The sequence below is a fragment of the Paenimyroides baculatum genome (assembly GCF_008629655.1).
GTDB classification, from domain to species: Bacteria; Bacteroidota; Bacteroidia; order Flavobacteriales; family Flavobacteriaceae; genus Flavobacterium; species Flavobacterium baculatum.
Window position 1 is genome coordinate 22,541 of record NZ_VWSG01000016.1, and the last position, 25,649, is coordinate 48,189.

Consider the following 25,649-nt stretch of genomic DNA (forward strand, 5'->3'; position numbering starts at 1 on the left):
GCATCGAATTACGTTTTTAAACATAATCCGTTTTTATTAATTTTTAGAAGATAAATTAATCTCAAATAAATACTAAAGCTGTCTTAATGGACAGCTTTTAAATTATTGGTACTGTAATACTTGACAATTTATATTTATTATTTTTAATATAAGAAGCCCAATTATTAATAATTGAGCCTCTTGAAAATTTGACTATAAGGATGTGAAAATTTTCTGAACATAAAGGACTATTTTAACTTTTCTTTTCTATAACATACGCCTTAACGCCTGCCATTTTTCCATTTTCAAACTGCCATACATCGCAATAATCGTACTGATTATAATTACCCTCTTTATCCTTTAATGTTATCTGACCTGTTACGATTACGAAGTTTCCCTCTTCTACAGTTGTATCGACAGTAAATACAGGTGGTTCCCAATAAAATTCTTTCATATATTGTCGGACATCTTCCTTACCTGTTAAGATCTGTTCACCTACAAACACCCATCTGGTATCTTCTGTACAATAAGCTAAGAAATTTTCATACTTGCCTTTTTTTACAAACTCGTTGGCTTCGTGTAATATTGCTGCGTTGCTCATTTTTTTCTGTTTTTTTATTTGATTGTCTATTTGATTATTAATCTTTTGCGGATAAAAGGAGCAGGTCATCATGACCAGTGCTATACTTAAAATTTTTTTACACATAATAATATTATTTTTTTTCTGAAACAGTTGCAATTTCACCAGCTATCAAGAACATACTAAGCCCTGCTAAAGCTTTAAATATTTTTATTATTTTATTGTTAATAATTCACTTACTTTACTAACGAAGCAAATTTATTGTATTAATATGCAATAATGTATATTAGCAGCTAATTGTACGGTACTATAAAAAAGGTAAGTAATGGGAAGAATTAAAGAGACGTCGACAAATTTTGAAAACAAAAAAATTCTAGCGGATGAATGTTCTGAGGTATATGCTGCAAATATCATTGGCGGGCAATGGTCACTTGTGATTTGCTCATGGTTAACAAACGGTAAAATGAGATTTGGTGAACTGAAAAAAGCTATTCCAAATATTACAGAACGTATGCTGACAATGCAGTTGCGTAAACTTGAGGAGTATAATATTCTTACCAGAACTGTTTATGCAGAAGTTCCGCCAAAGGTTGTTTATGAACTGACTGAAATTGGCTACGAACTGAAACCTATCATCAGACAAATGGAAAAATGGGGAGAACGACACAAAAACCTAAAGATAGAATAGTATCTGTTTATTAATTGAAATGGTGCATAATTGTTGGGAAAATGCGGAATGAGGAAAAGTTATTATATTCGTTAATAATTAAGTTGTGCGACATTATGAATTACATCACGCTAAAAGAATTAATCAAAAAATAAGATAAAATGAATTCGTATTTTATAAAATTATTAATCACTATTTCAATTGCAAGTATATTAATGTCTTGTAAAACAAACAAAATATTAACTGATACCAGTAAAACTTTAAATGATGTTGATATATATGTTGTAGGATACGAATATAATGATAGTAAGTTTGAATCTTCAATAGAAGAAATTGCAGACGAAGTAGGCATGAAACACGTAGCAAAACTATGGAAAAATGGCAAAGACATTGACCTAGAAAGCAATGAACTATATTCAGATGCAAAATCTGTAGTTGTTAACAACAATGACGTTTATATTGTAGGATCTATTATACTTGATAATGAATACGTTGCAACTATTTGGAAAAATGGAAAAATACAAAAATTGACAAACGGTAAAACTGCTGCTCATACCAGTTCTTTGTTTGTAGACAAAAACAATATTTATATTCTTGGTGCCCAATATAATACAAAAAATTATGTTATTAAAGTATGGAAGAATGGTGTTTATACTGATGTAACAAATGGAGAAAACCCAACAGATGATGCTTCGATCTTTGTATATAAAGGAGATGAATATATATGTGGACACGAACAAAGTGGAAATAAAAGTAAACATTACAGAAATAACAGTGTAGCAAAAATCTGGAAAAACGGAAAACCACAAAATCTTAGTAACGGATTAAATGATGCTTATGCGCTCTCGCTATTTATTGAAAATGATACCATTTATGTTGTAGGATATGAAATAGAAAATGATAAATATATAGCCAAATTATGGAAAAACGGAAAATCTCAGAATTTGTCTGATGGCTTAAATGATTCCTTTGCAAGATCAATATATATTTGGAATAATAACACATATATTGTTGGTAGTGAAAATATTAATGGAATTGAAGTGGCGAGATTATGGGTTAACGGAAAAGTACAATCTATTACAGATGGAAAACACCACGCTGTTGCTAATTCTGTTTTTGTAAAAAACAATACTATTTACATTGTAGGATATGAAAAAAATGACAATGATAGAGATGTGGCTAAATTATGGATAAATGGAGTGGCTAAAAACCTGACTGATGGTACAAAAAACGCATATGCACATTCTATTTTTGTTGATATTAAAAAGTAAAAAACGATCGACCAGCATGAACTGTATACAAAACCGAAGATTTTAATCACTTTTACAATAAATTTATCTTGGTACATTGTACTGTTTTATACTACCCAAAATACAATTTTAAGCAGCTTGTTGCATATCGCAATTACGGCTGCTTTTTTTGTTCTTGCCCACTCTACTAATCTGTCAAAATATATTATACCTGCTGATTAATAATCGATTTAATCACTATTATCAAACTTTATTTATATTTGACCAAATAAAATCAAAGCGTGCAAACAACCACTGCGCTCCTACTCGTTTAAATGGGAAATGGGAAAATAGGGGAATGAGGAAAAGTTATTATATTCGTTGATGATTAAGTTAAAGTCATTGTACAGCGACACCGTAAACATTGAACAAATAGAAAATGATTGACAATTTACCGACATATATTTCACTGACTTTTGGACTGACGACACTTATCACGTTGCAACTTTTTATTTGGACAATCAGAAATTCAAATTCTGAACTGACACGAAAAAAAGCAACGCCAATTTTTATCGGTTTGACAATTTGGTTGACAATTCAAGCTGTTTTGGCATTCAAAAATATTTACAACTCTGACACAAATTCCTTTCCACCAAAAATAATGTTGATTGGAATTTTGCCGACAATTTTGACAATTATTTTATTATTCGCAACTTCAAAAGGAAGACAATTTATTGACAGTTTACCACTTAAAAACTTGACTTACCTAAACATTGTGAGATTACCAGTTGAAATAATTTTGCTTTGGCTTTTTATCAACAAATCAATTCCAGAATTGATGACTTTTGAAGGTCGAAACTTTGACATCATAGCAGGAATAACAGCACCAATTATTGCATATTTCGGAATGACAAAAAACAAACTGAATAGACAGACAATTTTAATTTGGAACTTTATTTGCCTTGGACTTTTAATAAATATTGTTGTGAATGCTTTATTTTCAGCACCTTCACCAATACAGAAATTTGCGTTTGACCAACCGAATATTGCAATTTTGAATTTTCCGTTTAGTTGGTTGCCGACATTTATAGTTCCAATTGTTTTATTTGGACATTTAACATCAATCAGACAATTATTGAAACATAAAACAAAAATTATAACGAACGAAAAAACAACGAACGGCTAACATGAACTGTGTAAAAACGCTAATTTATTAGGCTCTTTTTATAATAAAATTATCATAATAAATTGTAGTATTTTTTTTATCCAAAATACAATTTTAAGCAGCTTATTGCATACCGCAATTACGGCTGCTTTTTTTGTTCTTGCCCACTCTACTAATCTGTCAAAATATATTATACCTGCTGATTAATAATCGATTTAATAACTATTATCAAACTTTATCTATATTTGACCAATATAAAATCAACCCGTGCAAACAACCATGCTTCGACACTTCGGCGGGCTCAGTGACCTCAGGCTCACCGACCACCCGATCAGCTTGCGCTCTATTACGTCAAAGGCTTTATTTTACATCTTGGAAGCCGTGAACCTTACGGTTTCGTCTGTTCAACTATTCCCGATACTCGGTACAGGCTACCTAAAAGCTCATACCGCTATAGATCTGTGCGGATTGAAATATTGGGTTTATAATAAAAATGATAGTTCAACATTGAATTGTATAAATGAGGTAAGATATTTAGAAATATTATAACGCAAATATGCATCTAAAGTATTTGTGGTAATTATTATTTATCTGCCAAGCTGTATATCAATTATTTTTTTACTAACCTTTTCATTGTAAAGATCAGAAACAAGAGAACTACCATATTTATCGGATAAAGCTGATCGCTTTTTATAAATACCTTTTTGGAGCTGTTCGTATTTATGATGCAGCTCGTACATAATTTCATATTCACTTACGGCTTCTTCAACAGTTTTAAACTTACTTTGATCGATTCTTTTAACAATCCACGTTTTAAAGTCTTCTTTTGTTTTACCATAATCTTTAGGTAGTTTTGCAGCAAATTTAAAGCCACGATCCATGTAGGCATTGTATTCTGCCGAAGTATATAACTTTATAGCTTCTGTTTTCAACTCTTCAAATAATTCATCATTTAATACTTGTTCTTGATCATTTTGTGCAAATGAATTCTGAAAGAAAAGAGCACAATAAGAAAATACAATTATTTTAATTAACTTTTTCATAATTGATTTTTTGACGTTATGTATGTAAAACGAATATGAAGAGGAATTTATTACCTGAAAACTATTTTATGAAAGAATGATTTGCAAACCAATGTTCCAAAAACAATTTATATACCCGCAATTTTTTTAATGGATCTAAAGTTTACATACCGCCTTGGATTTTTGTGGATTGATTATTATGTTTTTTGATTTTAAGGGGGATGAACAAGGGAATAAAAAAAGTGATTATATTCGTTGATCATTAAGTTGTCCGTAATATTAGAACCACAATCCATACAAACAAAATATGAAGAAATTAATACCTTTTATACTAATCATAATGACATTAAATTCTTGTGTTTTAGGGATGACAGGTGCTCCTCACAAACATACTTATAAAGAAATTAATGGGAATAACGAGTTAAATTTAAGTGTTCATTGTATGTATATGAATAAAACATTTGAAATAAGAAATGCAAATCCAAAGGATTCACTTTATATTAAATCTGCAAGTTTCAAAGATCCGAGTGAAATGAAATCTTTAAATGGTAAAGTACGACCTGATTCAATAAGACATTACAATTGGCGAATTTTAGATGGGAAATATCATAAAAATTTAATGAAAGATACAATTGAGATTATAAATATCACAAACCAAAATGATCAAAAAAAATATATATTCACTGCTGATTCTAAGAAGAAGAATTAAAAATAAATAACTACAGCCAATTATTAGTTATCTCATCGTTTCGATTTTTTATCGTTTCGATGAAAGCCTAAAATTCAGGTTTTCTGCTTCTCTAAAATTTGTATTTTAGTTGAAAGTTTTAGATTATAGATGCCCGCCATCACCAAGCCCTGAAATGTTATACTCAATGCTAAAACCAAATAGAATAAAGAATGATAAAAAGAATAATAATCTTATCCTTAGTTTACACGATAGTAATTTTAGCTTTAACATTAAATATGGATAAACTTGGCAATTTATATGTGTTTCTATTACTTCTTTTCAATATAGTCTTAGCAACTTTCATAATCAGATTTATTTACAAAAAACATCTTAAAGGTTTTAAACCAAAAAATAGTGAAATACTATATTCAACTCCGCAAACTTCAGATAATCAGTTGAAAAAAATATCAACCAGACCTTTTTTATTTGGATTTGAAAAGAAATTTATAAGTGATGATGAATTATTCTTTGATGAGAAGCACTTTTACGCTATAAATAAGGAACAGAAAAAAGCGACTTTTAAACTTGCCGACATTACGGAAATTAGTAAGACTTCTTTGCAAATAAATAACCGAAGACTTTGGCAGGTAAAAATTAAACAAGACAATGGTAAAGAAATCGTCTTTAAGTTTGCACACAACTATACTCTTTGGAATAAAAATTTTCTTGATTTTTATGAAAAAATTAAATCTATTAACCCAACTGTAGTAAAAACTAAATGGAACTTATGGTCTATTTAGAAAAGCCGAATGAGCAGTAAGGATTGTCCCGACTTTTTAGCGCAATACGGTAACCGGTAAAGCATTTTATAACATACTGTTTATCTAAATTAAATTACCTAATAATTAAAAAGTAATTATATTCGTACATTAAACATTTACTACAACATAACACTTATGAAATACTTATTCTTAATCTGTTTTTCGATGATAACCAGTGCTTTTGTTCAGGCACAAACCACGTTAAACATTCCAAAAGAACTACCAACATCTTATGAAAACAGCTTTACTTTTCCGCTTGGATCAAAGATACTGATTGAACTTAAAGAGAATGGAAAAACAGGCTACGATTACAAAGTTTTAAGCATTGAAGCTTTAGAAAACTACTACTCTATAGATGAAAACAAAAACGTTTTTGATATTGACCCCAAAGAAAATACAGTGGAACTTTTTTTTATGGGGGCTTATTATAACGATGGTTCAAAAGACAGCGATTGGAAAACGGTACTGATTTTAAGAAACAATTTTAAAAAGCATATAAACTACAAAGCAGATATAAAATACTATTTTAAAGAAGAATTTGAAAACACCAGTATTGTTGGAGCTTATCCCGGAACAAATACAACCGAAATCTGGTCACACAAAATTGATTACATAACGCTTTACGACTTTATAAATTTTAGGTAAGCTAAAATAAACGAATACCTATGAATATAACCATTGATCATAGCGAAATAATTTCTTTAGAAACGTTTGAATTAGGATGGCGATTTGATAAAATTCATAATAGTGAAATTACCCCAGAAGAGAAAAAGCTTATTTTAGCATTATCGTCAACGGAATCGAAAAGAGTGAATAAAATTATTGACTATTACGAAAACCCTACGAACCGGGCAGAAAAATATACGGAAACAAACTGGTTTAGTGCGCATAGCGAAACGATGGAAAAAGAAGAACGTTTCCGAAAAAAAATCGAAAATTATCTCATGCCATATACTAACAATTTGATAGTTTCATGGAACCGAAAAACAGTGTTGCAAACTTCAAAGAGGATATTCCAGAAATATCTGACCGATTTTTTATATCCGGGTTCTGATGATGTAATAATTGTTTCTGTTGATTTAAACTGGATTCTGTTTTACCACCACACCGAAGTAGCCAATTTTTGGACAAAAAATCAATAAAAACCAACCTATTTATATTTAACAATAAAATGGAACAACCTGCTTTAAATTTTTCCGGTGACAATGACAGTTGGTTTGACCTGTGGCATATTCACACAGATTTTGAAGGTGAAGGGAACACGGACTTTGTTACAAGGCGTACCTCCCTTGATAAGCTGTTGCAAGAATATAAAAGATATAAATGCGAATTAGAAAAATATCCCCACCCCTATCAGATATTTATGATTATAGATGAAAATGACAGCAGTGAAGATGCTGTATACATTCATACAAAAAATCCGAACAGTGATAATTTTCCATTAAAGATTGAGGCGGGTAAAGATTGGACTTGTACAAACAAACAACTAGCGGAATTTATGAAGCAGACTAATTTTTATATTGTTGAGGCAACGCATTCAGAAAGTAAATTTTACTATTTATTCGAATGTGATACAGGAGTTTCGCTAATTTGATTTATTTTAGTAAACTATTGATTAAATGTTTATTTACAACAGTTATTGAAACAATTACTTAAGATACAATAAGTCGGATTATTTAAAAACTTTTCGACTACATTTGACGTTGACAATATCTATAATCAAATTATTTTAGTATATATTGAACCATTTATAAAGAAGTCATGATGAAGGGAAATACGGTCATTTTATTAAAAAGAGTAAGGAGAAACCAAAAAATTTAAACATAAATATACTGCTTAAAAGTTGTTTGCGTGAAAAATTATAAAAACCGCCAAAACAGCGGTTTTTTAGTTATTCAATATTAATCATTGTAAGTAATCTGCCATTGTATTGCCTTTAATTCTTCCAGAGTGTAACTGTAACGATCATATAGTTTATCATCTTTTATTTGCTGCCAGGAATAATTTTCCATTACAGATTTCTTGAAAAAATAGACATATACCTTAGCATTATCATTGAATAAATAGTCGTTCAATAATGATTTTTTTTCTTCACCAGAAGCTAATATTTGATAATCAAAACTTTCCTTTGATACATCATCTAAAGAAACTTCACCTTTAGAAAATTTCTCATAGTAATAAATAGGCTCATTAAAATCATTTTTTATGATTAATTCCCCTACATATTCTTCATTGTCACATGTCATACAACAAAATGTTAACATAATTGAAAATAGAAACAAAATTTTTTTCATATACTTACAGTTACGGTTAATAATGTCGTAAATGTATTTTTAAATTTGATACAATTATTATTTTTTATAAAAAATTAACATTAACTATTTAAATACTTTAAATCAATCTGCACAAGTATACTTCGATAGTTCTGCACTTCGATGGACTAAGTGACCACAGGCTAAGCAACCATGCTTCGATGAACTCAGCAACCACCGCCCTCCTACTCCTTTGCATCATTATATTAATTATTGTTGTGATTCGGCATCGATCAGCAAGGAAAAAATATGAGCATCCTGCCTATCCCTACCACCGATATCTTAAACATTGAATTGGAAAACAGTTTGGTCTACAACACAACCGGTCAATTGATAAAAGAATCAAAAGAAAAAATTTTTAACTTAAATGGTTTAGCAAAAGGAATTTACCATGTTCAAGTTATAACAGATAAAGGAAAAGCAACTCAGAAAGTAGTTGTAAAATAAAAATAAATTAAAAAGAGGATTCTGTTTTATTTTTTTATTTAAACATTCCAACCTGCTTCATATTCCATAATTCCTGAGACATATAGTTTTTAATCATAATTATATCAAAGAAGAAATTCATATAATTGAAAAAACCATCTTGGCAGATGGTTTTATTTTTAGACTGTGACTAAAAAGCCTAAAAGTCTAATGTGAGTGATATATCACCTAATTTGTGACAAAAATAAAAAAAATATTAAAAAACACAAACACCTCCATTAAGGAGGTGTAGGGGATACTGTGATTTGTACAAATCATTATATCTTGTGAAGCCCCTTTACAAAAGCTTCTCTCCTATCCATAAAAGAAAGGGGAATAATAAACTAAGAGCACCCCAGACTAAATAAGATAATTTCTGTTTCATAATTAAAATACTTAATTAGTTAATACTGATAACTTAATACGAAACAAATTTATTTATATAATTCAGAATAAAAAAAAATTATCAATAGCGCTAAATAAATATAAAAATTGTAATAAAATATTTTAAACAATTAATTTTTATTAAACCATATTGCAAATTATTACTTATTTTAAAATTCAAAAATTACAGCTTTTTATGATATAATATCAATAAAGAACAGTCTATAATTAATTTTGTAATATCACTTATCAATAAATTATGATTATCTATTTTTATTCAACCAAGCTGCATGAGCTAAATCTATTCTAGATAATTTACAGTTGTAGTCCATTTTTTTTGATTTAAGGATTCTCTGCAATTCTCGCATTTGTTTTGTATTCTCTTTCATTTCTTCAAGAAGAAGAGTGTCTTTTTTTGTTTGATCCAGATACTTTTCTGTATCCTTGCTCATTTTTGATATCATTGTTTTTTGCAATGATTTATGATAATCATCAACGGATTTATGTACGGTATCACCTTCATTAAGTTTAACAAGGGTAAAATTTTGAGTATTTAAATTAACATCGTAATATTGCGATATAAAAATATATGATATGGGACTTACAAAATCAGAAATATTTTCTGAAGAACAAAACAACCTAGCTTCGCTTTTTAAAGTATTGGGGCATCAAGAAGCTCACATTATAAACTTTTCCGTTTTCATATGATTTTTTAAATTACTATGAAAACTATCTTCTTTCTTGGTTATACAAGAAGTCGACAAAATTAGTAAGATTAATAAATTAAGTAATATCATGGTCTGTAATTAATTGTTCTGAATCCAAATTTTGTAAAATTATTAAAAAACATTCCTGTCCTCTTATTAAATCTCCATAACACCGATAGCATATCTTTCCCAGCGGAAAGAAATATCCTAACACAGTAATATACATTTATTTCGTAAATTTAAACAAACATAGCTAATTTCGTAACTTGTAAGTATTGAAGTTGATGGTTTTGTCTTTCATAAAGAAGGGAGTGTTCAAAACGAGAGGGATATGAAGGATACAATCCTTAACAAATACCACTTCCCTATTCTGCGGTTTGGGACTAATGAGAAAACAAAGCTGACTGTTAAGTTGAAGGAATTAATACAAGAGAGAAATAAAGTATTTATACAATAATACGATAATTCTAAGAAGTGATTATATTCGCTGATAATTAAGTTAGAAATCTCAACAAAAATGAAAATTGTTCAAAAGACAACAATGAATACAAAAATTAAAATATTATTATTAACCCTTTTAGTGATCTCTAATATTGCATTTGGCCAAGATGTAGTAAAAATGACTAATAACTATGGAAGTGAAAATTCCGAAATTCAAGATATTATTGACTTTGAAAATATTTATATTGAAAAATTGAATTTTGAAAGCAAAGAATTAATTGGAAAATTTATTACAGTAAGCATAGACGAATACAAAAAAGGGAAATTTAAAAAGACATCGATATTATTTGATGGCTCTGAAAGTGATTATTTTAAAATTGGTTCCAATAAAGAATCCTTAAAGTTCTTTTTTAAAATGACCGATGGAAAACTAAAGACATATATAAGAGGACAAAAATTCGGAAGTAAAAAATCATTCTTTAAATTAAACGAAGAATCAGAAAAATATGCTTTGAAAGATTTCTTCGGAAGTAAAACAGAATTAAACTTAGATGTCATCAGAAAGAATGCAATTTTTGCGATTATCACACCTACAATTCATAAAGATGGCTCGGGTTCATATTGTGAAGTTGCACAATCAAGTATCGAACCTGAGAAACTTGGGGAGCATTTTAATATTCCGCATTATTTTATAATCAACATAGAGTTTAAATAAAGAGACCTCTACTGTTTATGGAAAGCCATTACTGTTTTCACAGTCCTAACTTTTTAATTAGATACTTAAAATAATAAAAGCTTGTTTTTAAAAACAAGCTTTTTTTTATAAAATAAGATTTTGATTAAACAGCGGTATATCCGCCATCTGCGATAAGATAAGAACCTGTTACAAAAGAAGCTTTATCTGAACTTAGGAAAAGAACCAGTTCTGCAATTTCCGACGGAGTGCCCAAACGGTTCATTGGTGATTTGGCAGCAATTGCGTCACGCATTTCGTTATTCAAATTATCTTCCAATAAAGGTGTTAATATATATCCCGGACCTACCGCATTACAGCGAATGTTCTGTGTAGCATATTCTACGGCGATATTTTTAGACAACCCAACTACGGCATGTTTTGTTGCGGTATAAGCCGAACTCATAGGCGCTGCAACAGTACCGTGGACTGACGCGATGTTGACAATACTGCCCCCGCCGTTTTTAACCATTTGCTGCAGCTGATAACGGCAGCCATAAAACACACCGTTCAGGTTTACGTTTATTACCTTGTTCCATTGTTCTAAATCATACTCGCCCGTTAACTGTGCCGGTCCGCCAATACCTGCATTATTACATGAAATATCCAAACGACCGTATTTTTCAACCGTAGCCCTAACCAGGTTTTCGTTATCTTGGGCACTTGAAGTATCGGCTTTTACAAAAAAGGCTTCTCCGCCGTCGTTTTTAATTGCTTCAACTACTTTATTCCCATTTTCTTCATTAATATCAGATACTACAACTTTAGCTCCTTCGCGGGCATATAACATAGCAATAGCCTTACCTATGCCGGAACCGGCACCAGTTACAATAGCAACTTTATCTTTTAACTGTGACATAACTTGAATTTTTATTGATGATTCTAAATTTACGATTTATACCAGCCTTGTACAAAAGGTGCACTCTTAAAAAAATGATAAAATATTAGGATCTGCCACGCTGCCCGATAAAGAATTTCCATAAAATGATTAACTTGTAAGTACAGTTAAGGGAAAAAGAAACAACTATTTAAAAAAATTAAAAGTGAAGGTATTTTTAAATAAAACGATTCCGCAAGCCGGTATGAGATTACTGCAAGGCAGCACTAAAGTGGAACTGATACAACCAACAAGCGAAAATCTATCTAAAGAAGAGTGGTTAGATTATTGCAGGCAGGCAGCAATTATTGCCAATGTAGGCAAGAATACTTTTGACAAGGATTTTTTTGACCAATGTCCCAACGTTAAGGCAATAGCTTTATTTTCTGTAGGATATGACCATGTGGCAATTGAAGAAGCTTCAAAAAGAAAAATAGCCGTGACCAACACACCAAACGTTCTCAGCAAAGCGACTTCTGATGTGGCTTTTCTTTTAATGCAGGCCGTTGCAAGAAAAGCATCGTATAATTTTGATAAAGTGAGAACAGGCAAATGGGACGCGGATTTAGATCCGACAGAAGATTTAGGGCAGCAATTATACGGTAAAACCTTAGGTGTTTTTGGATTGGGCAGAATAGGTTATGAAATGGCAAAGAAGAGCAAGTATGCTTTTGATATGGACATTATCTATCATAACAGAAACAGAAATCACCAGATTGAAAAAGAACTTGATGCACAATACGTTTCGTTTAACGAATTAGTACAGCTTGCCGATGTTTTGAGTATTCATGCCAATTACAGCTACGAACAGGAAAACCTGTTTAACAGAGCTGTTTTTGAACAGATGAAAAGCAATGCTATTTTAATAAATACTGCCCGTGGGGGTTTTATAAATGAAGATGATGTTTATGAAGCTTTAACTTCCGGTAAGATATGGGGTGCAGGTTTGGATGTAACGAATCCGGAACCAATGAAAACCACCTCTGCCCTTTTATCATTAAGTAACGTATGTATTTTACCCCATATTGGATCGGCAACTGAGGAGGCACGAAACGGCATGGCAGAATTAATGGCACAAAACGTACTTGCTTTTGCAGAAAACAGAGAAATGCCTACCATTGTAAATCCGGAAATTTATCTTTAACTACAACAAGTATTTTTTACGTAACGTAATTTAATTTTTAAAAAAAGTGAATATGAAAAGAAACCTTTTATTATTTGGAGCTGCCTGTATAAGTGTACTCCAGCTTGGCGCCTGCAGCAATGATGACAATGTAACAGGATCTGTAGCTGCCGATTCTTTGGAAGTTACGATAAACGGTACCAAAAAAGTTTTTTCCAATGTACAGGCACGCTGGGTGGATGGGGGCAACTATCTGGAACTGACAGCTACCAATAACGGCAGTGAGTGGGTTTCTGTAACGGTGCTTTCCGAGACCACCAGAGTTCCGGTTGGAACTTATACGTTAGACGACGGCAGTTCTTTTTCAATTCTTTCTGTCTACAATTTAAACTCCGAAGGTTCACAACATAATTACAGCGCCACTAAAGGAACTGCAGCACCGGAAGATGCTTTTATACTTGATATAGAAAAGATATCCAATTCCGCAGCCTCCGGAACATTTTCCGGAACCTTGGTAAGTGTTGAAGGACTAAATACAACCGGAATGGTGACCTTTACCGATGGAAAATTCAATGTTTCCGTAAAACCAAATTAACCGGTTTAAAGTAAACAAGTTAAATATTAAAATCATTTAAAAAATAGTACAACAACAACAACAACAAAATTTTACAACTTTGTACTTCATAAGTGTTTTTTTTGGTTATTAAGAGGTTGTAAGTTTTTTACTTCAACCTCTTCTTTGCTTTATTGTACTAAGCAATTTTTACAAAAAGATAGTATAAAGAAGTTTTTTTTTAAACTAAATTTAAAAAATATAAAAAAACCAAAATTTTAATAATACTTTTTTAATTAAATACTGCTATCAATAAATAATATCTAAAATTATTAACAACATCCTTTACAAGGTATTAAGTTATAAGTATTAACTAATTAAGTATTTTAATTATGAATCAGAAATTATCTTATTTAGTCTGGGGTGCTCTTAGTTTATTATTCCCCTTTCTATTATGGTTAGGAGAGAAATTTATGTAACAGTAAATTTTACACGTATACTTTTACTGAAAAGCAAAAGTTCCTCTACACCCTTCGGGGTGTTTTTTTTACGTTTGAATTTAAAAACAGATTGCAGAGCAATGTTTTCTGAAACATTTGATATAAAAGAAAAAGTTGAAAAAGATTATTTGACGGAGAAACTACTATTTATTTATCCTTACACAGTATGTTCGTTTTGAATATTTTCTTTACACAGCTTAATCTGTTTCTGCATTTGTTTTAGTTCGTCTATTTTTTTTGCTATTTCAAGCAATCTTTTATCAAGTACTTCTATTTTAGCCTTTTTGCTAATTAGCTTTTGATACCATGCATCTACAACCTCTTTAATTTCTGACAATGTAAATCCGACCGCTTTCGCCATCTGAATAAACCTTATTTTATCTATTACATCTTCGCCATAATACACATAATTATTTGTAGTAACTTCCTTCTTCTTTTCGCCGCTGATTAATCCTGATTTTTCGTAAAAACGAATCGTTCCTACGGGTATCCCTGTTTCTTTAGATAGTTGACTAATTAACATCATATGTTAAATTTTTTATAAATATGAAAGTATGCAGTATACTACATACTTGTTGGTAGCAAATTTACTATTTAGCTTTGTTCTGACAATTAAGAATTTAATAAATTTGATATGGACAGACGCGAAATACTAAAAAAGGGAAATTTAATGCTGGCATCATTAGCTATACCAAATACCTTAACAGCATCAGTAAATTTAAATAACATGAGAACAACACAGAATTTTGATACAGGCAAACTAATTGAATCGGTGCCAAATTTTTTAAGCAGTTATACTAACGTTAACGGCACAAAACTACATTATTTGACAGGTGGAAAAGGCGAAACATTAATTTTAATTCCAGGATATCCGGAAACATGGTGGGCTTACCACAAAATAATGCCTGCACTGGCTGAAAACTATCAAGTAATTGTTGTTGAAATGAGAGGTATGGGACAATCTGACAAGCCTATGGACGGATATGATAAAAAGAATATGGCTAAAGACGTATACGAACTTGTAACAAATTTAGGCTTGCGAAAAGTACATATTGCCGGACATGATATAGGAGCTCATGTGGCATATAGCTTCGCGGTTAATTATCCGGATAAAACTTCAAAACTTATCATGCTTGACACACCCCATCCTGATGCTGGTATGTACAACCTGCCTATGCTGCCGATTTTAGGAGCAGATTATGTTTATCCGTGGTGGCTTGCCTTTAATCAGGTTAAAGAACTACCTGAACAACTTTTAGAAGGTAAGATGAACGTAGTAATAGACTGGCTTTTTGACAATTTGTTAAAAAACCCTAACAGCATGACAACGTTTGACAGAGCGGTTTATACATCTGCCTATAACGACAAAAATGCAATCCGGGCGTCTAATGCGTGGTATCAAACAATACCTCAAGATATTGAAGACAGCAAAACATACAGTAAGCTCAATTTACCTGTGCTTGGTATTGGTGGCAGTGGATTTGAGATGCTGAAGATGTGGCTACCAAATGTAGCAACAGACTTTAAAGTGGAGAAAATAGCAGATTGCGGGCATTTTATTCTTTCAGAAAAACCAAATGAAACCGCTGAGCTAATTATAGATTTTTTGAGGTAAAGAGTATAATGTATAATGTAAAGCACAAAAACAGCATCATATCTAGGATAAAAAATGTTACAGCAAGGATTTATTTAGTTTATTTATATCTTTAAAAAGCTGTAATAAAAATATTAATACACAATTATATTATTGCGAATATGGACATTTTGTAGAAATTTTAACCAATTACTCTTTTATGATAACAAAAGTGCATAAAAGTTAAAATTCAGTGCTACAATAAATTGTATTAATTGTTAAGAAATACGAAAAAAGGCATCTGAATTGTACTTAATAGGATGTTGAAAGTATTTTATTTTTTGTTTTTGATTAGAACGTCCGGTATAAGTATCGGACGTTTAACACTCTTAAATAATGAGCTAAAGTTTGAATGAACTTTTAATAGCACTTTTTACAAGCGTTTGAGACACAATTTAACCATAAGTTAAAATAGTTAGGTATGCAGTTTATAAAAAACTTTATTGAGAAGAGCGCAACAAAAGACCTGGTAGAAAATCCACCAACGCTGCAAAAGGTACAAGAATTTTTTAATCACTGTTCCAATAGAAACATCAGATCGGCTGCTGATTATTCTCATCAATTTAAATACGGTATCGGATCCTTAATCAGCTGGTATATTAGTGAACCGCAGGCAGCACTTTCATCAAGCATTTCAAACTGCAATAAACCTTCGTACATAAAGTGGTCTAGCCACCCTGAATATGCTTTCCTATCTGTTATTAATAATGAAGTAAGTTATTATTACAGCAGTACATGTGAAAGCGAAATAGAGCAATGCAGCTTAACTACAGATCCGCACCACATAAAAATAATTAACGAGCTTTTTGACTATTACTACAGAAAATTTATTCTTGAAGAGAAAGCGGCGACAACCGACATATAAGCCAACTAATATATATTTGTTTATTGATTAATTAATATAATTGTTATATACTATTTATTTGTTGGTAAGAATTTTGCGTAAGATTCACCACAGGGTAAACTATGAAGAAATTTTTTGTTGTTTTTGCTTTAGTATTTATGATTTCTTGTAACAGCAAGCAAGAGGACGCATCTGAAGAATATTTTGACGCTGTTAAAAGAGAAGTGAATGACAAGTTTGGAATTATGAGTTATTTTGCAGGTTTAACAGTTACCGAAACTGCACAAGGAACTGTTGTGAGTGTGCTTCATTCTAATAACGCGTTACATTTAGAAGCCAATTGTTTTGTTTATGCAAACGGTATATGGAAAGAAATGTATAAACAACCTTTAAAGGCGTTATTAAATAATAAACCTGAAGATTTTTTGTTTAAGTTAGATGAAAAAATTGATACCTATACCCTATCTAAAATAGTCAAAGATGCGAAGAAAGATATCAGAGACAAGATTGATGTAAGCGATTTAAAACTATATCAGCTGGCGGTACGTCCGCCACAATCAAGCAATTTTACAAACATACATTATGAGGTAATAATTAAATCTGATTCGTTACAGCGCCACTTTAATTACCAGTATAATATTGACGGAACATTGTATGATGCAGAGCTAAACAATACCGAATAACAGCACCTTTAAATTATAACTGCTTATTATATCTACTTTTATAGTATTTTATTTGTATAAATAAAAATAAACCTGCACAATAAGTATTTAACTACAAACAAAGCTATACAAATACACTATAATTTAATTTTTTTATAAATTTGTAACCTAAAAACAAATGATTCGTAAAACGAATTTAATGTATGTTTTTAGCAAAATAAATGACTGTAGTTACCGTTTTCCATATAGAAAGCATTTTTGTGTTCATTAATTTTCCTTTAGATTTTAAACAAAATTTTAAGGCACTGATTAACAATTATAATATATTTGTGAACTTTTTGTAACTAATCTTATGAAGTACGGACTGGTAAAAAAGACACTAGATTTAGTGGAACAGTTTGAATTTGCAAACATAAACAACGATTATCCCGATACTGTTGCCGGGTTTAAAAGATGGATAGCTGATAATCAAGCAAAATCAGCTAACATAGATATTCCAGAATGGGAAGGCAAAGACAAGGGAAGAAGCCCTGAAAGCGTAATAAGCACCTTGCTGGTTCACATGAGCAGGTTTGCAAAGAGCTATTCACGTGCAGCCATTGCGGGATCTGCATTCTCTACCCAAGAAGATTTCATCTACCTTATAAATCTTAAAGCGTTTGGAGAAATGACCAAGATGGATCTCATCAAAAAAAATGTACATGAGAAATCTGCCGGTATTTTAATAATAAGCCGCCTGATAAATAACGGATGGGTTGTTCAGCAAGATTCGAGCAGCGATAAACGTACCAAGATCATAAAAATTACCAATCACGGAATTGAAGTATTAGAACAGCAAATGGACAAAATTCGTGAAGCTACTAAAATAGTATGTGGCGATTTAAGCGAAACAGAAAAAATGCAGCTGATTAATCTGCTTAACAAACTTAACGAATTCCATATTCCCATATACAATAAAAGTAATAGCGTAGAAAAATTGTTAGACGAAGCTATAAGCTTTAAAGCACAGCACGAATACAGTTTAACAGAAGAAGAAAAGTAGCGTACACTGCCTGTTACATTTTTACAACTATTTTAAACATTAACTATTTAAATAATTACATAAATTTAAAGTTATCCAGCTTGCAAGAACAAAATTATACAATGCAAAGATCAACTATACTCTACATAAATTTTACCTCGCTCGTTGCCACTATATTTGTAAATTATTTTTTTAACACAGGAATAATTAACGGCAATACGGTTAAAACTGTTTCTGACCGATATGAAAATATGTTTACACCTGCTGACTATGCTTTTGGTATATGGGGAATTATTTATTTTTTACTTACGATACACTTTATTTACTGCTTTTACCTGTTAAAGAATAATGACAGTAACGCAACAATTATTAAGAAAGTAGGTTTGTTGTTTGCAGTTACCAGTTTAATAAATTGCTTCTGGATTTATTTTTGGCTTCACGATTTAATTGGCATATGCCTAATTTTAATGATTGTTTTACTTTATGTTTTAACAACCATGCTTACAAGAATTACACCTAAAAAAGAACCTACCACATTAACACAATTAATTACTACCACACCATTTACCCTTTATGGCGGATGGGTGTGCGTTGCCATGATTGCAAATGCAGCAGCATTTCTGGTAAAGTTAGGTTGGAAACACACCCTAGAAGATGAATTATGGACAATTTTACTAATTATTATTGCCGGTTTTATTAACATACTGCTTAGCTGGAAGTACAGAGCAGTTGCTTTTGGACTAGCAGGCGCATGGGGATTAAGTGCTGTTGCGATAAATAACCTTGATACCAACTACACGGTTTCTGTGGTTGGAATACTTACTGCCACGGCAATTTTAAGCACATGTTTTTACATAGGTACAAGAAAGCTAACAACTAATCAATCTAGTTTACAAACAAGTTAGCCAAACAAATGTATCTTGATGTACATTTAGAAAAAAAAATATGCAGCATTACTTATCTTTCTGGTAAATTAATGCTGTTTTATTTTGCAAGGCGAATACCGGTATACTGCCATTTAAGATGTGTTTGAAAAAAGTTTCGATATGTGTTTCGGCTGTGACCAATGGGTGTAACTTCAGACGCACCCCTTAAGACCATCTGATTTACCATAAATTTACCGTTATATTCTCCAACTGCACCGGCTTCTTTTTTATATCCCGGGTATGGCAGGTAAGCCGAATTAGTCCATTCCCATCGACTACCCCAGTTAAAAAGATGAGATGCAGTTTCCCACTCTGCTTCGGTAGGCAGCCGCATTCCTTTCCAAGCTGCAAAGGCAGAAGCTTCAAAGAAATTTACGTGACATAGGTCGTCGTTCCAATTTATATCGTTAAGTCCCGCCAAATCATAATGCATCCATTTGCCGTCAATAAAATACCAGTACATAGGTGCTTTTACCTGCTGCTGCTTTACCCATTCCCAGCCTTCGGAATGCCAATATCTAAAATCGCTGTATGCGCCATCTTCCATAAACTTTAAGTATTCGCCATTTGTAACCAGACGGTGTGCTATCTCAAATTCATTTAGATACACTTTATGCCTTCCCAGCTCATTATCAAAAGAGAAACCGTTGCCTTGATATCCTATTTCATATACACCTTCTTTAACAGAAATCATTTTAAACTCTTGATTATCAGATTTTTTTGGCATTACATTTTCCTTATAAGAGGGAAACAGCGGATTGTGTCCCAATATATACTTTATATCTGTAAGTAATAATTCCTGATGCTGCTGTTCGTGATTCAGTCCCAATTGCAGCAAAGGTTCTACATCTTCAGTGTACGAACTTCCGGCAAGATACCGACACATATTTTCATCAACATACTTTCTGTACTTATATACTTCGGAAACAGATGGTCTGCTTAAGTTTCCGCGGTCTGTACGAATAACCCTTGCGCCCACCGTTTCGTAATAACTGTTGAAAACAAAATTAAACTGCGGGTTGAACAGTTTATATCCCGGAAAATGAGGCAACAGTATGAATGTTTCGAAAAACCATGTAGTATGTCCCAAATGCCATTTCGGAGGGCTGACATCTGCAACAGGCTGCACTACATAATCTTCGGTTGAAAGCGGTTTGCAAATTTCTTCTGAATGCCTGCGGATTTGTGCATACTTTTCTGCCAGATGCTGACGTGCAGTATTATTGCTATAATCTATACTATTTTTCATCTTAAAATGTTTTAAAGTGCCTGCCATACAGAATCGACAAACCAATTCTTTGAATCTTGAATCTGACCTACAATCTGAAAGCCAGAGTTTGATGCGAGTTTATCAATATCTTGTAGTTCGTACTTTTGAGAAATTTCCATATCAATAAGCTCATTTTCCATAAATGAAAATTTATGCCCAGCAATATGTATAATTTGCTCTGTTAAACTTACCAAATAACTTTTACAAGCACCTGAGACAGGATCGTATGTTTGATAGTGTTGAAATTTAGAAATATCAAAATCGGCACCTAACTCCCGATTGATGCGCGCCAGCAGATTAAGGTTAAAGGAAGCCGTTATACCATGAGGATCGTTATACGCGTTTAATATGGTATGTGGATTTTTCTTCAGGTCGAAACCTGTTATCAGAAGATCGCCTTTGTTAACTTTATTGCGGAGTTCTTTACAAAAACTAAATGCTTCGGCTACGTCCATATTTCCAATGTTACCACCCAGAAATAGTAAAACCTTTTTTTTGTTAGGAGCGTGCATTGCTTGTTCCAACATCTTAAAATAGTCGCCTTGTAACAATTTAATATCCAAATCTGGAATCTCTTTTTTAAGGTTTTGTTCTAAAACAGCTAAAATATTTCCGGATATATCGATAGGCATGTAGGTAAAATTTATGTCTGCGGCTGTTAGATATTTTAAAAGGTACGTAGACTTGAGCGCATCACCTGCACCTAACTCTATAAGGTCAAAAGGAGTCTGGTTAATTGCAAGATCATTTACCAATTCGGCAGTTTTATTTTTGAAAATATCAAGCTCACAAGCGGTAAGGTAATATTCCGGCATTTCCATGATTTTCTGAAAAAGCCTGTCGCCCTTTTCATCATAAAAATATTTGGAGTGTAATTTTTTCTGGAGTTGACTTAAACCTGTAACCACATCGTTTAAAAACACGATCTGATCTTTAGGTTTTTGAACAGTATTTTTTTGCATACAAGAATTCATATTTTTTTGTGTTTAAACAACAACTATCCTGCCAGCTGTTTTACAAAATATTCTAAATCGATTGTGGCACATAAAATTATATTATATAATAAAAAAGTATGAATAGATTTAAATTTTAACGGGATTTCTTGGGATCTAATTAGTATTGCAAAAGGTAAAATAGTTAAGTTTCAACGTATATAAATTCCTCGATACGGGGAAGATGTCATCTGTAAGAAATGATACTTTTAGGAATATTCACTTGCACCAAAATGTAGTACATAACCAAATTTGATGCATAAAATTTTAGTATATTTATAATCAACTACTTGCGTTAAACGTTTAATAAAAAGCATATTTATATCTTTAATTTCGTTTAAAATAATATATGATTGGCATAAATTATGCATAACAAACACAGAAATTAACAATAGTATTAATTAACAGTATTTAGATTTATGAGTAAGAGAATAAACATACAGTACTTAGCCATTTTACTTTTAGTTACAGGGACATTATCACTGGTTATTTATGCTACTACATAGTTTATGCATAAAAAACAGAAGAAATTATTAAAATACATCTATATAAAAATAACATTAAAATTAAAAAAAATGAAAGAAGGAAAAGTGAAATTTTTTAATGAATCGAAAGGATTCGGATTTATCGTAAACAATAACAATAGTGAGGATGTATTTGTACATGCAACAGGATTAATTGATCAGGTGGCACAAAATGATGATGTTATTTTTGACATTGAGCGTGGTAAAAAGGGCTTTGTTGCTGTTAATGTTAAAAGACGATAATATATTTTGATAACAGTATAAAATAGTACTTACCTATATGTAAGTACTACTTTGTTAGAAATTTCTGTTATAAGCTTATAAAAATAAATCCCAAGATATATTGGGATTTATTTACGTAAAATATCAGGTCATCCCTAATTATCAAAATAAGTTATTTTTTAAAGTTTATATTAAAACTCTTGATTGATCTTAAATGGGATATTCACTTTATCCGGGAATTTATCTGCAAAAGCCGAAATAAGCTGCATGATATACGAACTACTTTTGTAGCGGGTTAGAAAATCTTTCAATTGTTCCGGATCTGTTATTGGCTCTTCATAGGGAATATAACCCATACCGTAAAAGTGGCTTTCATTTACCCAGATACAGCTGCGTTCATTATTATTTCTTCCCTTATCCAGAATATAGTAGCTTGGCTTGATTTCTGTTACAAATTCTATCGCTTCGTGTACCAATTCGTTGTGTAGAGCTATCAAAGGTAAATCAGACTGATCCTTTATAGGAATACCTTCACTTTCTGTAGTTACAGCATACTTACAAAATCGGTAATCAAACGCGAATTTGTCTTTCAGGTTGCGCAGAAAATTCACTCCTTCGTTTACAGAACCAAAAACCTCTATACATGGCTGCAGCCTGCTTACCTCACCCACTGCAAGATACCTGTAACCCTTGCGCGCGGTATATTCATAGAGTCCGTATTTTGGTTCGAACCTCTTGTGAGCTGTGTTGTAAATCGGCCACAGTTTTTTGATTTCGGTGTATTCCAGAAGCAGCGCCATGAGTTCGGTAGCACATACCTCAAAAGAAATACTATGAATATCGCGTAAAAAATGCTGCCTTTGCGGCGTGATCTTGTGCCCTGTAAAATGAGAAGCCACCCTTTTTTTTAAATTTACCGCCTTGCCCACGTATACTACTTTTTTCTGGGAATTGTAAAAATAATACACACCCGGTTTTTCCGGCAGGGATTCGAAATCTGCAGGAGGCAGGTTTGGCGGCAAGCGCTGATCGGGTGCTGTTTTTTTAATCATCCGCGATATTTCCCCGTTGTAGTCATTCTGTATAAGCATTGACAAAAGTACTGCGGTGGCATCTGCATCTCCGCCTGCACGATGTCGGTTTTCAAGCGAAATATCCAGTGAACGGCAAGGTTTCCAATACTGTAAGATGGCATTTATGACAGTAAAGCAAGGCTGATAATAGAAGGAAAATATTCAAAAGAATATCTATACGATGGTGTGCTCTACGAACAGGGAAACTTTTACAATTCAGTAAGATATTATTACAAAAAGAACGGTAAACTTGAGGCGGCGCACTATCATGAAGACGGGAGAAACTTGAAAACTGAAATTTTTGACAGTGAAAAAAGTCTGAAAGAAGTGATTTATCTTGACAAGAAATCATCGGATAAAACAAAGATCGAGATTTATGATAAAGGGCAGCTTGACGAGACCCGTATATATGCTAGTTTTAATAATTATTACACTGTGAAAGCAGTTGATTAAAAAAGCAGTCACGCATGGTTTCTATATTTCCATGACAATATTTGTCTTTTAAATTTGAATACTCTAAATATTCTGAAGATTTAATATATATTTTTGTAAATAAAACCTATTTATGTTAGAGAATTTCGAATTTTATCTTTTTTTAGCTCTGATTATCACTATGCTGATCATGTTGGCAAAAAAGATTCAGGTTGCCTACCCTATTCTGCTTGTATTGGCGGGACTTTTAATTAGTTTTATTCCGGGAGTTCCCAGGATAAAAATAGAACCCGAACTAATATTCATTATCTTTTTACCGCCATTACTTTATGAAGCTGCCTGGTCTACTTCGTGGAAAGAACTTTGGCGATGGCGCAGAATTATTTTCAGCTTTGCATTTGTAGTCGTATTTTTCACCGCATTATCTGTTGCTGTTTTCGCGAATTATTTTATTCCCGGTTTTTCTTTAGCATTAGGTTTTTTATTGGGAGGAATTGTTTCTCCACCTGATGCAGTAAGCGCCGGAGCGATTTTGAAATTTGTAAAAGTGCCGAAAAGACTTGCTTCCATTCTCGAAGGTGAAAGTTTGCTTAACGACGCTTCTTCTTTAATTATTTTTCGGTTTGCGATGATAGCTGCTGCAACCGGACAATTTGTTTGGCTGGAGGCTGCCGGAAGTTTTTTATGGATGTGTGTTGGAGGAGTCGGGATCGGGCTAGTAATTGCTTACATTTTTTTTAAAATGCACAAAATTTTACCTACTGATCCTAATATTGATATCCTGCTTACATTCATTGCGCCATTTTCGATGTATCTGGCCGCAGAAGAGCTTCATGCTTCCGGAATTTTGGCAGTTGTAAGTGGCGGACTATTCCTGTCTTATCGCAGTCATGATTTTTTGAGCAGTGCTTCCAGAATACGTGCTGTAACGGTTTGGGAAAGTTTTTGTTTTTTACTTAATGGAATTGTTTTTATGCTCATTGGGTTAGATTTGCCCGAAATTGTTTCCGGTTTAGGTGATACCAATATTTATACCGCGATAGGTTATGGAGTATCAGTTACTGCAGTTTTAATTATTGTAAGAATTTTTGCAGGTTACGCCGCAGTGATCACTACTTTAATTATGAAGAATTTTATAACGGTTGCAGATGCACAGTCACCAGGTTGGAAAACGCCTATGATTATTGGTTGGACGGGAATGAGAGGCGTAGTTTCTTTAGCTGCGGCACTTTCCATTCCTTTGACCTTAGATGATGGAACTGCTTTTCCGCAGAGAAATTTGATTCTATTCATCACATTTCTGGTGATACTTTTAACGTTGCTTTTTCAGGGACTTACGCTTCCATTTCTTTTAAAGAAATTCCCGCCGACAGATCGTGATTTTGTAAGAAGCGTAAAAGAAATAGATTATGAAATACAGAACAATCTTGCTCAATTAGCTGTTGATAAAATTCGTGCAGATTATTCGCATAAAATAGATAGTTTCCCGGCACTGAAAGACCAGTTACAAAAATATGAAAACCAATTGAACAGTTCAGAAATTATAATTAATTATAACGAATACCGAAATATTTATATTGATATTATTGAGACGCAAAGAATATGGCTTATCAACAAAAATCGAGAAGAACTTTTATTAGATGAAGAGATTATCAGAAAGCATCTTCGATTACTTGACCTTCAGGAAGAAAGACTGAATATGAAAAGTTAGGTGATTAGAAATTATATCTATTTTATATTCACTATTACTTAAATGAAGATTTTTTTGAGGAGGAGAAACCATAATCAGAGAAATTCAATTTTTTAAAAATAAAAAAGATTT

At 32.1% G+C, this 25,649-nt stretch carries 29 protein-coding genes; 20 read left to right on the plus strand and 9 right to left on the minus strand.

The window, feature by feature from the left end:
* Positions 1 to 232: 232 nt before the first annotated feature.
* Positions 233 to 580 carry a nuclear transport factor 2 family protein gene (locus tag F0460_RS14955; protein ID WP_150014671.1) on the minus strand — a complete coding sequence of 116 codons (348 nt, stop codon included), beginning with the start codon at positions 578 to 580 and terminating at the stop codon, positions 233 to 235.
* A gap of 304 nt (positions 581 to 884) precedes the next feature.
* Between F0460_RS14955 and F0460_RS14960 the strand changes: the two genes are divergently transcribed.
* From F0460_RS14960 to F0460_RS14970, 3 genes are all read left to right on the plus strand, one after another.
* Positions 885 to 1,247 (plus strand): winged helix-turn-helix transcriptional regulator, encoded by a 363-nt coding sequence (locus F0460_RS14960; RefSeq protein ID WP_150014673.1) that lies wholly within the window; start codon positions 885 to 887, stop codon positions 1,245 to 1,247.
* 140 nt (positions 1,248 to 1,387) lie between these two features.
* Positions 1,388 to 2,497 (plus strand): hypothetical protein, encoded by a 1,110-nt coding sequence (locus F0460_RS14965; protein WP_150014675.1) that lies wholly within the window; start codon positions 1,388 to 1,390, stop codon positions 2,495 to 2,497.
* A 397-nt stretch (positions 2,498 to 2,894) separates the two neighbouring features.
* On the plus strand, positions 2,895 to 3,641 hold the full coding sequence (locus tag F0460_RS14970) for a hypothetical protein (protein WP_150014677.1): 747 nt from the start codon (positions 2,895 to 2,897) through the stop codon (positions 3,639 to 3,641).
* Between the two features lie 566 nt (positions 3,642 to 4,207).
* Here the strand turns inward: F0460_RS14970 and F0460_RS14975 are convergent.
* Positions 4,208 to 4,663, minus strand: coding sequence for a hypothetical protein (locus tag F0460_RS14975; RefSeq protein WP_150014679.1), 456 nt, complete (start codon positions 4,661 to 4,663; stop codon positions 4,208 to 4,210).
* 286 nt (positions 4,664 to 4,949) lie between these two features.
* Here F0460_RS14975 and F0460_RS14980 point away from each other — a divergent pair, with 286 nt between their 5' ends.
* From F0460_RS14980 to F0460_RS15000, 5 genes are all read left to right on the plus strand, one after another.
* The gene (locus F0460_RS14980; RefSeq protein ID WP_150014681.1) at positions 4,950 to 5,351 is read left to right on the plus strand and encodes a hypothetical protein; all 402 of its coding nucleotides are present in this window, start codon (positions 4,950 to 4,952) and stop codon (positions 5,349 to 5,351) included.
* Between the two features lie 191 nt (positions 5,352 to 5,542).
* Positions 5,543 to 6,112, plus strand: coding sequence for a hypothetical protein (locus tag F0460_RS14985; protein WP_190304167.1), 570 nt, complete (start codon positions 5,543 to 5,545; stop codon positions 6,110 to 6,112).
* Between the two features lie 156 nt (positions 6,113 to 6,268).
* On the plus strand, positions 6,269 to 6,778 hold the full coding sequence (locus F0460_RS14990; RefSeq protein WP_150014685.1) for a hypothetical protein: 510 nt from the start codon (positions 6,269 to 6,271) through the stop codon (positions 6,776 to 6,778).
* Positions 6,779 to 6,798: 20 nt separating this feature from the next.
* On the plus strand, positions 6,799 to 7,275 hold the full coding sequence (locus F0460_RS14995; RefSeq protein WP_150014687.1) for a hypothetical protein: 477 nt from the start codon (positions 6,799 to 6,801) through the stop codon (positions 7,273 to 7,275).
* A gap of 29 nt (positions 7,276 to 7,304) precedes the next feature.
* Positions 7,305 to 7,727, plus strand: coding sequence for a hypothetical protein (locus F0460_RS15000; protein ID WP_150014689.1), 423 nt, complete (start codon positions 7,305 to 7,307; stop codon positions 7,725 to 7,727).
* Between the two features lie 307 nt (positions 7,728 to 8,034).
* On the opposite strand, the gene F0460_RS15005 is transcribed toward F0460_RS15000, so the two are convergent.
* Positions 8,035 to 8,427, minus strand: coding sequence for a hypothetical protein (locus tag F0460_RS15005; RefSeq protein WP_190304168.1), 393 nt, complete (start codon positions 8,425 to 8,427; stop codon positions 8,035 to 8,037).
* Between the two features lie 267 nt (positions 8,428 to 8,694).
* On the opposite strand from F0460_RS15005, the gene F0460_RS15010 reads away from it, so the two are divergent.
* On the plus strand, positions 8,695 to 8,892 hold the full coding sequence (locus F0460_RS15010) for a T9SS type A sorting domain-containing protein (RefSeq protein ID WP_150014693.1): 198 nt from the start codon (positions 8,695 to 8,697) through the stop codon (positions 8,890 to 8,892).
* A gap of 665 nt (positions 8,893 to 9,557) precedes the next feature.
* Here F0460_RS15010 and F0460_RS15015 read toward each other — a convergent pair.
* Positions 9,558 to 9,746, minus strand: a complete 189-nt coding sequence (locus F0460_RS15015; protein WP_150014695.1) for a hypothetical protein — start codon at positions 9,744 to 9,746, stop codon at positions 9,558 to 9,560.
* A 796-nt stretch (positions 9,747 to 10,542) separates the two neighbouring features.
* On the opposite strand from F0460_RS15015, the gene F0460_RS15025 reads away from it, so the two are divergent.
* On the plus strand, positions 10,543 to 11,157 hold the full coding sequence (locus tag F0460_RS15025) for a hypothetical protein (RefSeq protein WP_150014737.1): 615 nt from the start codon (positions 10,543 to 10,545) through the stop codon (positions 11,155 to 11,157).
* Between the two features lie 124 nt (positions 11,158 to 11,281).
* Here F0460_RS15025 and F0460_RS15030 read toward each other — a convergent pair whose 3' ends face one another.
* The gene (locus F0460_RS15030) at positions 11,282 to 12,034 is read right to left on the minus strand and encodes an SDR family NAD(P)-dependent oxidoreductase (RefSeq protein ID WP_150014697.1); all 753 of its coding nucleotides are present in this window, start codon (positions 12,032 to 12,034) and stop codon (positions 11,282 to 11,284) included.
* A 184-nt stretch (positions 12,035 to 12,218) separates the two neighbouring features.
* Here F0460_RS15030 and F0460_RS15035 point away from each other — a divergent pair, with 184 nt between their 5' ends.
* Positions 12,219 to 13,196 carry a 2-hydroxyacid dehydrogenase gene (locus F0460_RS15035; RefSeq protein ID WP_150014699.1) on the plus strand — a complete coding sequence of 326 codons (978 nt, stop codon included), beginning with the start codon at positions 12,219 to 12,221 and terminating at the stop codon, positions 13,194 to 13,196.
* Between the two features lie 52 nt (positions 13,197 to 13,248).
* Entirely contained in the window at positions 13,249 to 13,770 is a 522-nt protein-coding gene (locus F0460_RS15040) for a hypothetical protein (RefSeq protein WP_150014701.1), read from the plus strand.
* Between the two features lie 615 nt (positions 13,771 to 14,385).
* Here the strand turns inward: F0460_RS15040 and F0460_RS15045 are convergent.
* Positions 14,386 to 14,754, minus strand: coding sequence for a MerR family transcriptional regulator (locus F0460_RS15045; protein WP_150014703.1), 369 nt, complete (start codon positions 14,752 to 14,754; stop codon positions 14,386 to 14,388).
* A 108-nt stretch (positions 14,755 to 14,862) separates the two neighbouring features.
* Here F0460_RS15045 and F0460_RS15050 point away from each other — a divergent pair, with 108 nt between their 5' ends.
* The 5 genes from F0460_RS15050 to F0460_RS15070 all read left to right on the plus strand — a co-directional run bounded on the left by F0460_RS15050 (position 14,863) and on the right by F0460_RS15070 (position 19,293).
* Entirely contained in the window at positions 14,863 to 15,843 is a 981-nt protein-coding gene (locus tag F0460_RS15050; RefSeq protein WP_223810830.1) for an alpha/beta fold hydrolase, read from the plus strand.
* 439 nt (positions 15,844 to 16,282) lie between these two features.
* Positions 16,283 to 16,726 (plus strand): hypothetical protein, encoded by a 444-nt coding sequence (locus tag F0460_RS15055; protein ID WP_150014705.1) that lies wholly within the window; start codon positions 16,283 to 16,285, stop codon positions 16,724 to 16,726.
* Positions 16,727 to 16,827: 101 nt separating this feature from the next.
* Complete coding sequence (locus F0460_RS15060; protein WP_150014707.1) at positions 16,828 to 17,388, plus strand: hypothetical protein; 561 nt, start codon at positions 16,828 to 16,830, stop codon at positions 17,386 to 17,388.
* 331 nt (positions 17,389 to 17,719) lie between these two features.
* Positions 17,720 to 18,409, plus strand: coding sequence for a MarR family winged helix-turn-helix transcriptional regulator (locus F0460_RS15065; RefSeq protein WP_150014709.1), 690 nt, complete (start codon positions 17,720 to 17,722; stop codon positions 18,407 to 18,409).
* A gap of 230 nt (positions 18,410 to 18,639) precedes the next feature.
* Complete coding sequence (locus tag F0460_RS15070; protein ID WP_150014711.1) at positions 18,640 to 19,293, plus strand: hypothetical protein; 654 nt, start codon at positions 18,640 to 18,642, stop codon at positions 19,291 to 19,293.
* A 79-nt stretch (positions 19,294 to 19,372) separates the two neighbouring features.
* Here the strand turns inward: F0460_RS15070 and egtB are convergent, their stop codons facing one another.
* Both egtB and F0460_RS15080 read right to left on the minus strand, forming a co-directional pair.
* Positions 19,373 to 20,563, minus strand: coding sequence for an ergothioneine biosynthesis protein EgtB (gene egtB, locus F0460_RS15075; protein WP_223810831.1), 1,191 nt, complete (start codon positions 20,561 to 20,563; stop codon positions 19,373 to 19,375).
* 11 nt (positions 20,564 to 20,574) lie between these two features.
* Positions 20,575 to 21,546, minus strand: a complete 972-nt coding sequence (locus F0460_RS15080; protein ID WP_150014715.1) for an L-histidine N(alpha)-methyltransferase — start codon at positions 21,544 to 21,546, stop codon at positions 20,575 to 20,577.
* Between the two features lie 605 nt (positions 21,547 to 22,151).
* On the opposite strand from F0460_RS15080, the gene F0460_RS15085 reads away from it, so the two are divergent.
* Positions 22,152 to 22,343, plus strand: coding sequence for a cold-shock protein (locus F0460_RS15085; protein ID WP_150014717.1), 192 nt, complete (start codon positions 22,152 to 22,154; stop codon positions 22,341 to 22,343).
* A 170-nt stretch (positions 22,344 to 22,513) separates the two neighbouring features.
* On the opposite strand, the gene F0460_RS15090 is transcribed toward F0460_RS15085, so the two are convergent.
* Positions 22,514 to 23,251 carry a nucleotide excision repair endonuclease gene (locus tag F0460_RS15090; RefSeq protein ID WP_262714211.1) on the minus strand — a complete coding sequence of 246 codons (738 nt, stop codon included), beginning with the start codon at positions 23,249 to 23,251 and terminating at the stop codon, positions 22,514 to 22,516.
* A gap of 429 nt (positions 23,252 to 23,680) precedes the next feature.
* Between F0460_RS15090 and F0460_RS16235 the strand changes: the two genes are divergently transcribed.
* Positions 23,681 to 23,848, plus strand: coding sequence for a hypothetical protein (locus tag F0460_RS16235; protein WP_190304169.1), 168 nt, complete (start codon positions 23,681 to 23,683; stop codon positions 23,846 to 23,848).
* A 112-nt stretch (positions 23,849 to 23,960) separates the two neighbouring features.
* On the plus strand, positions 23,961 to 25,538 hold the full coding sequence (locus tag F0460_RS15095) for a Na+/H+ antiporter (RefSeq protein WP_150014721.1): 1,578 nt from the start codon (positions 23,961 to 23,963) through the stop codon (positions 25,536 to 25,538).
* Positions 25,539 to 25,649 lie beyond the last annotated feature (111 nt).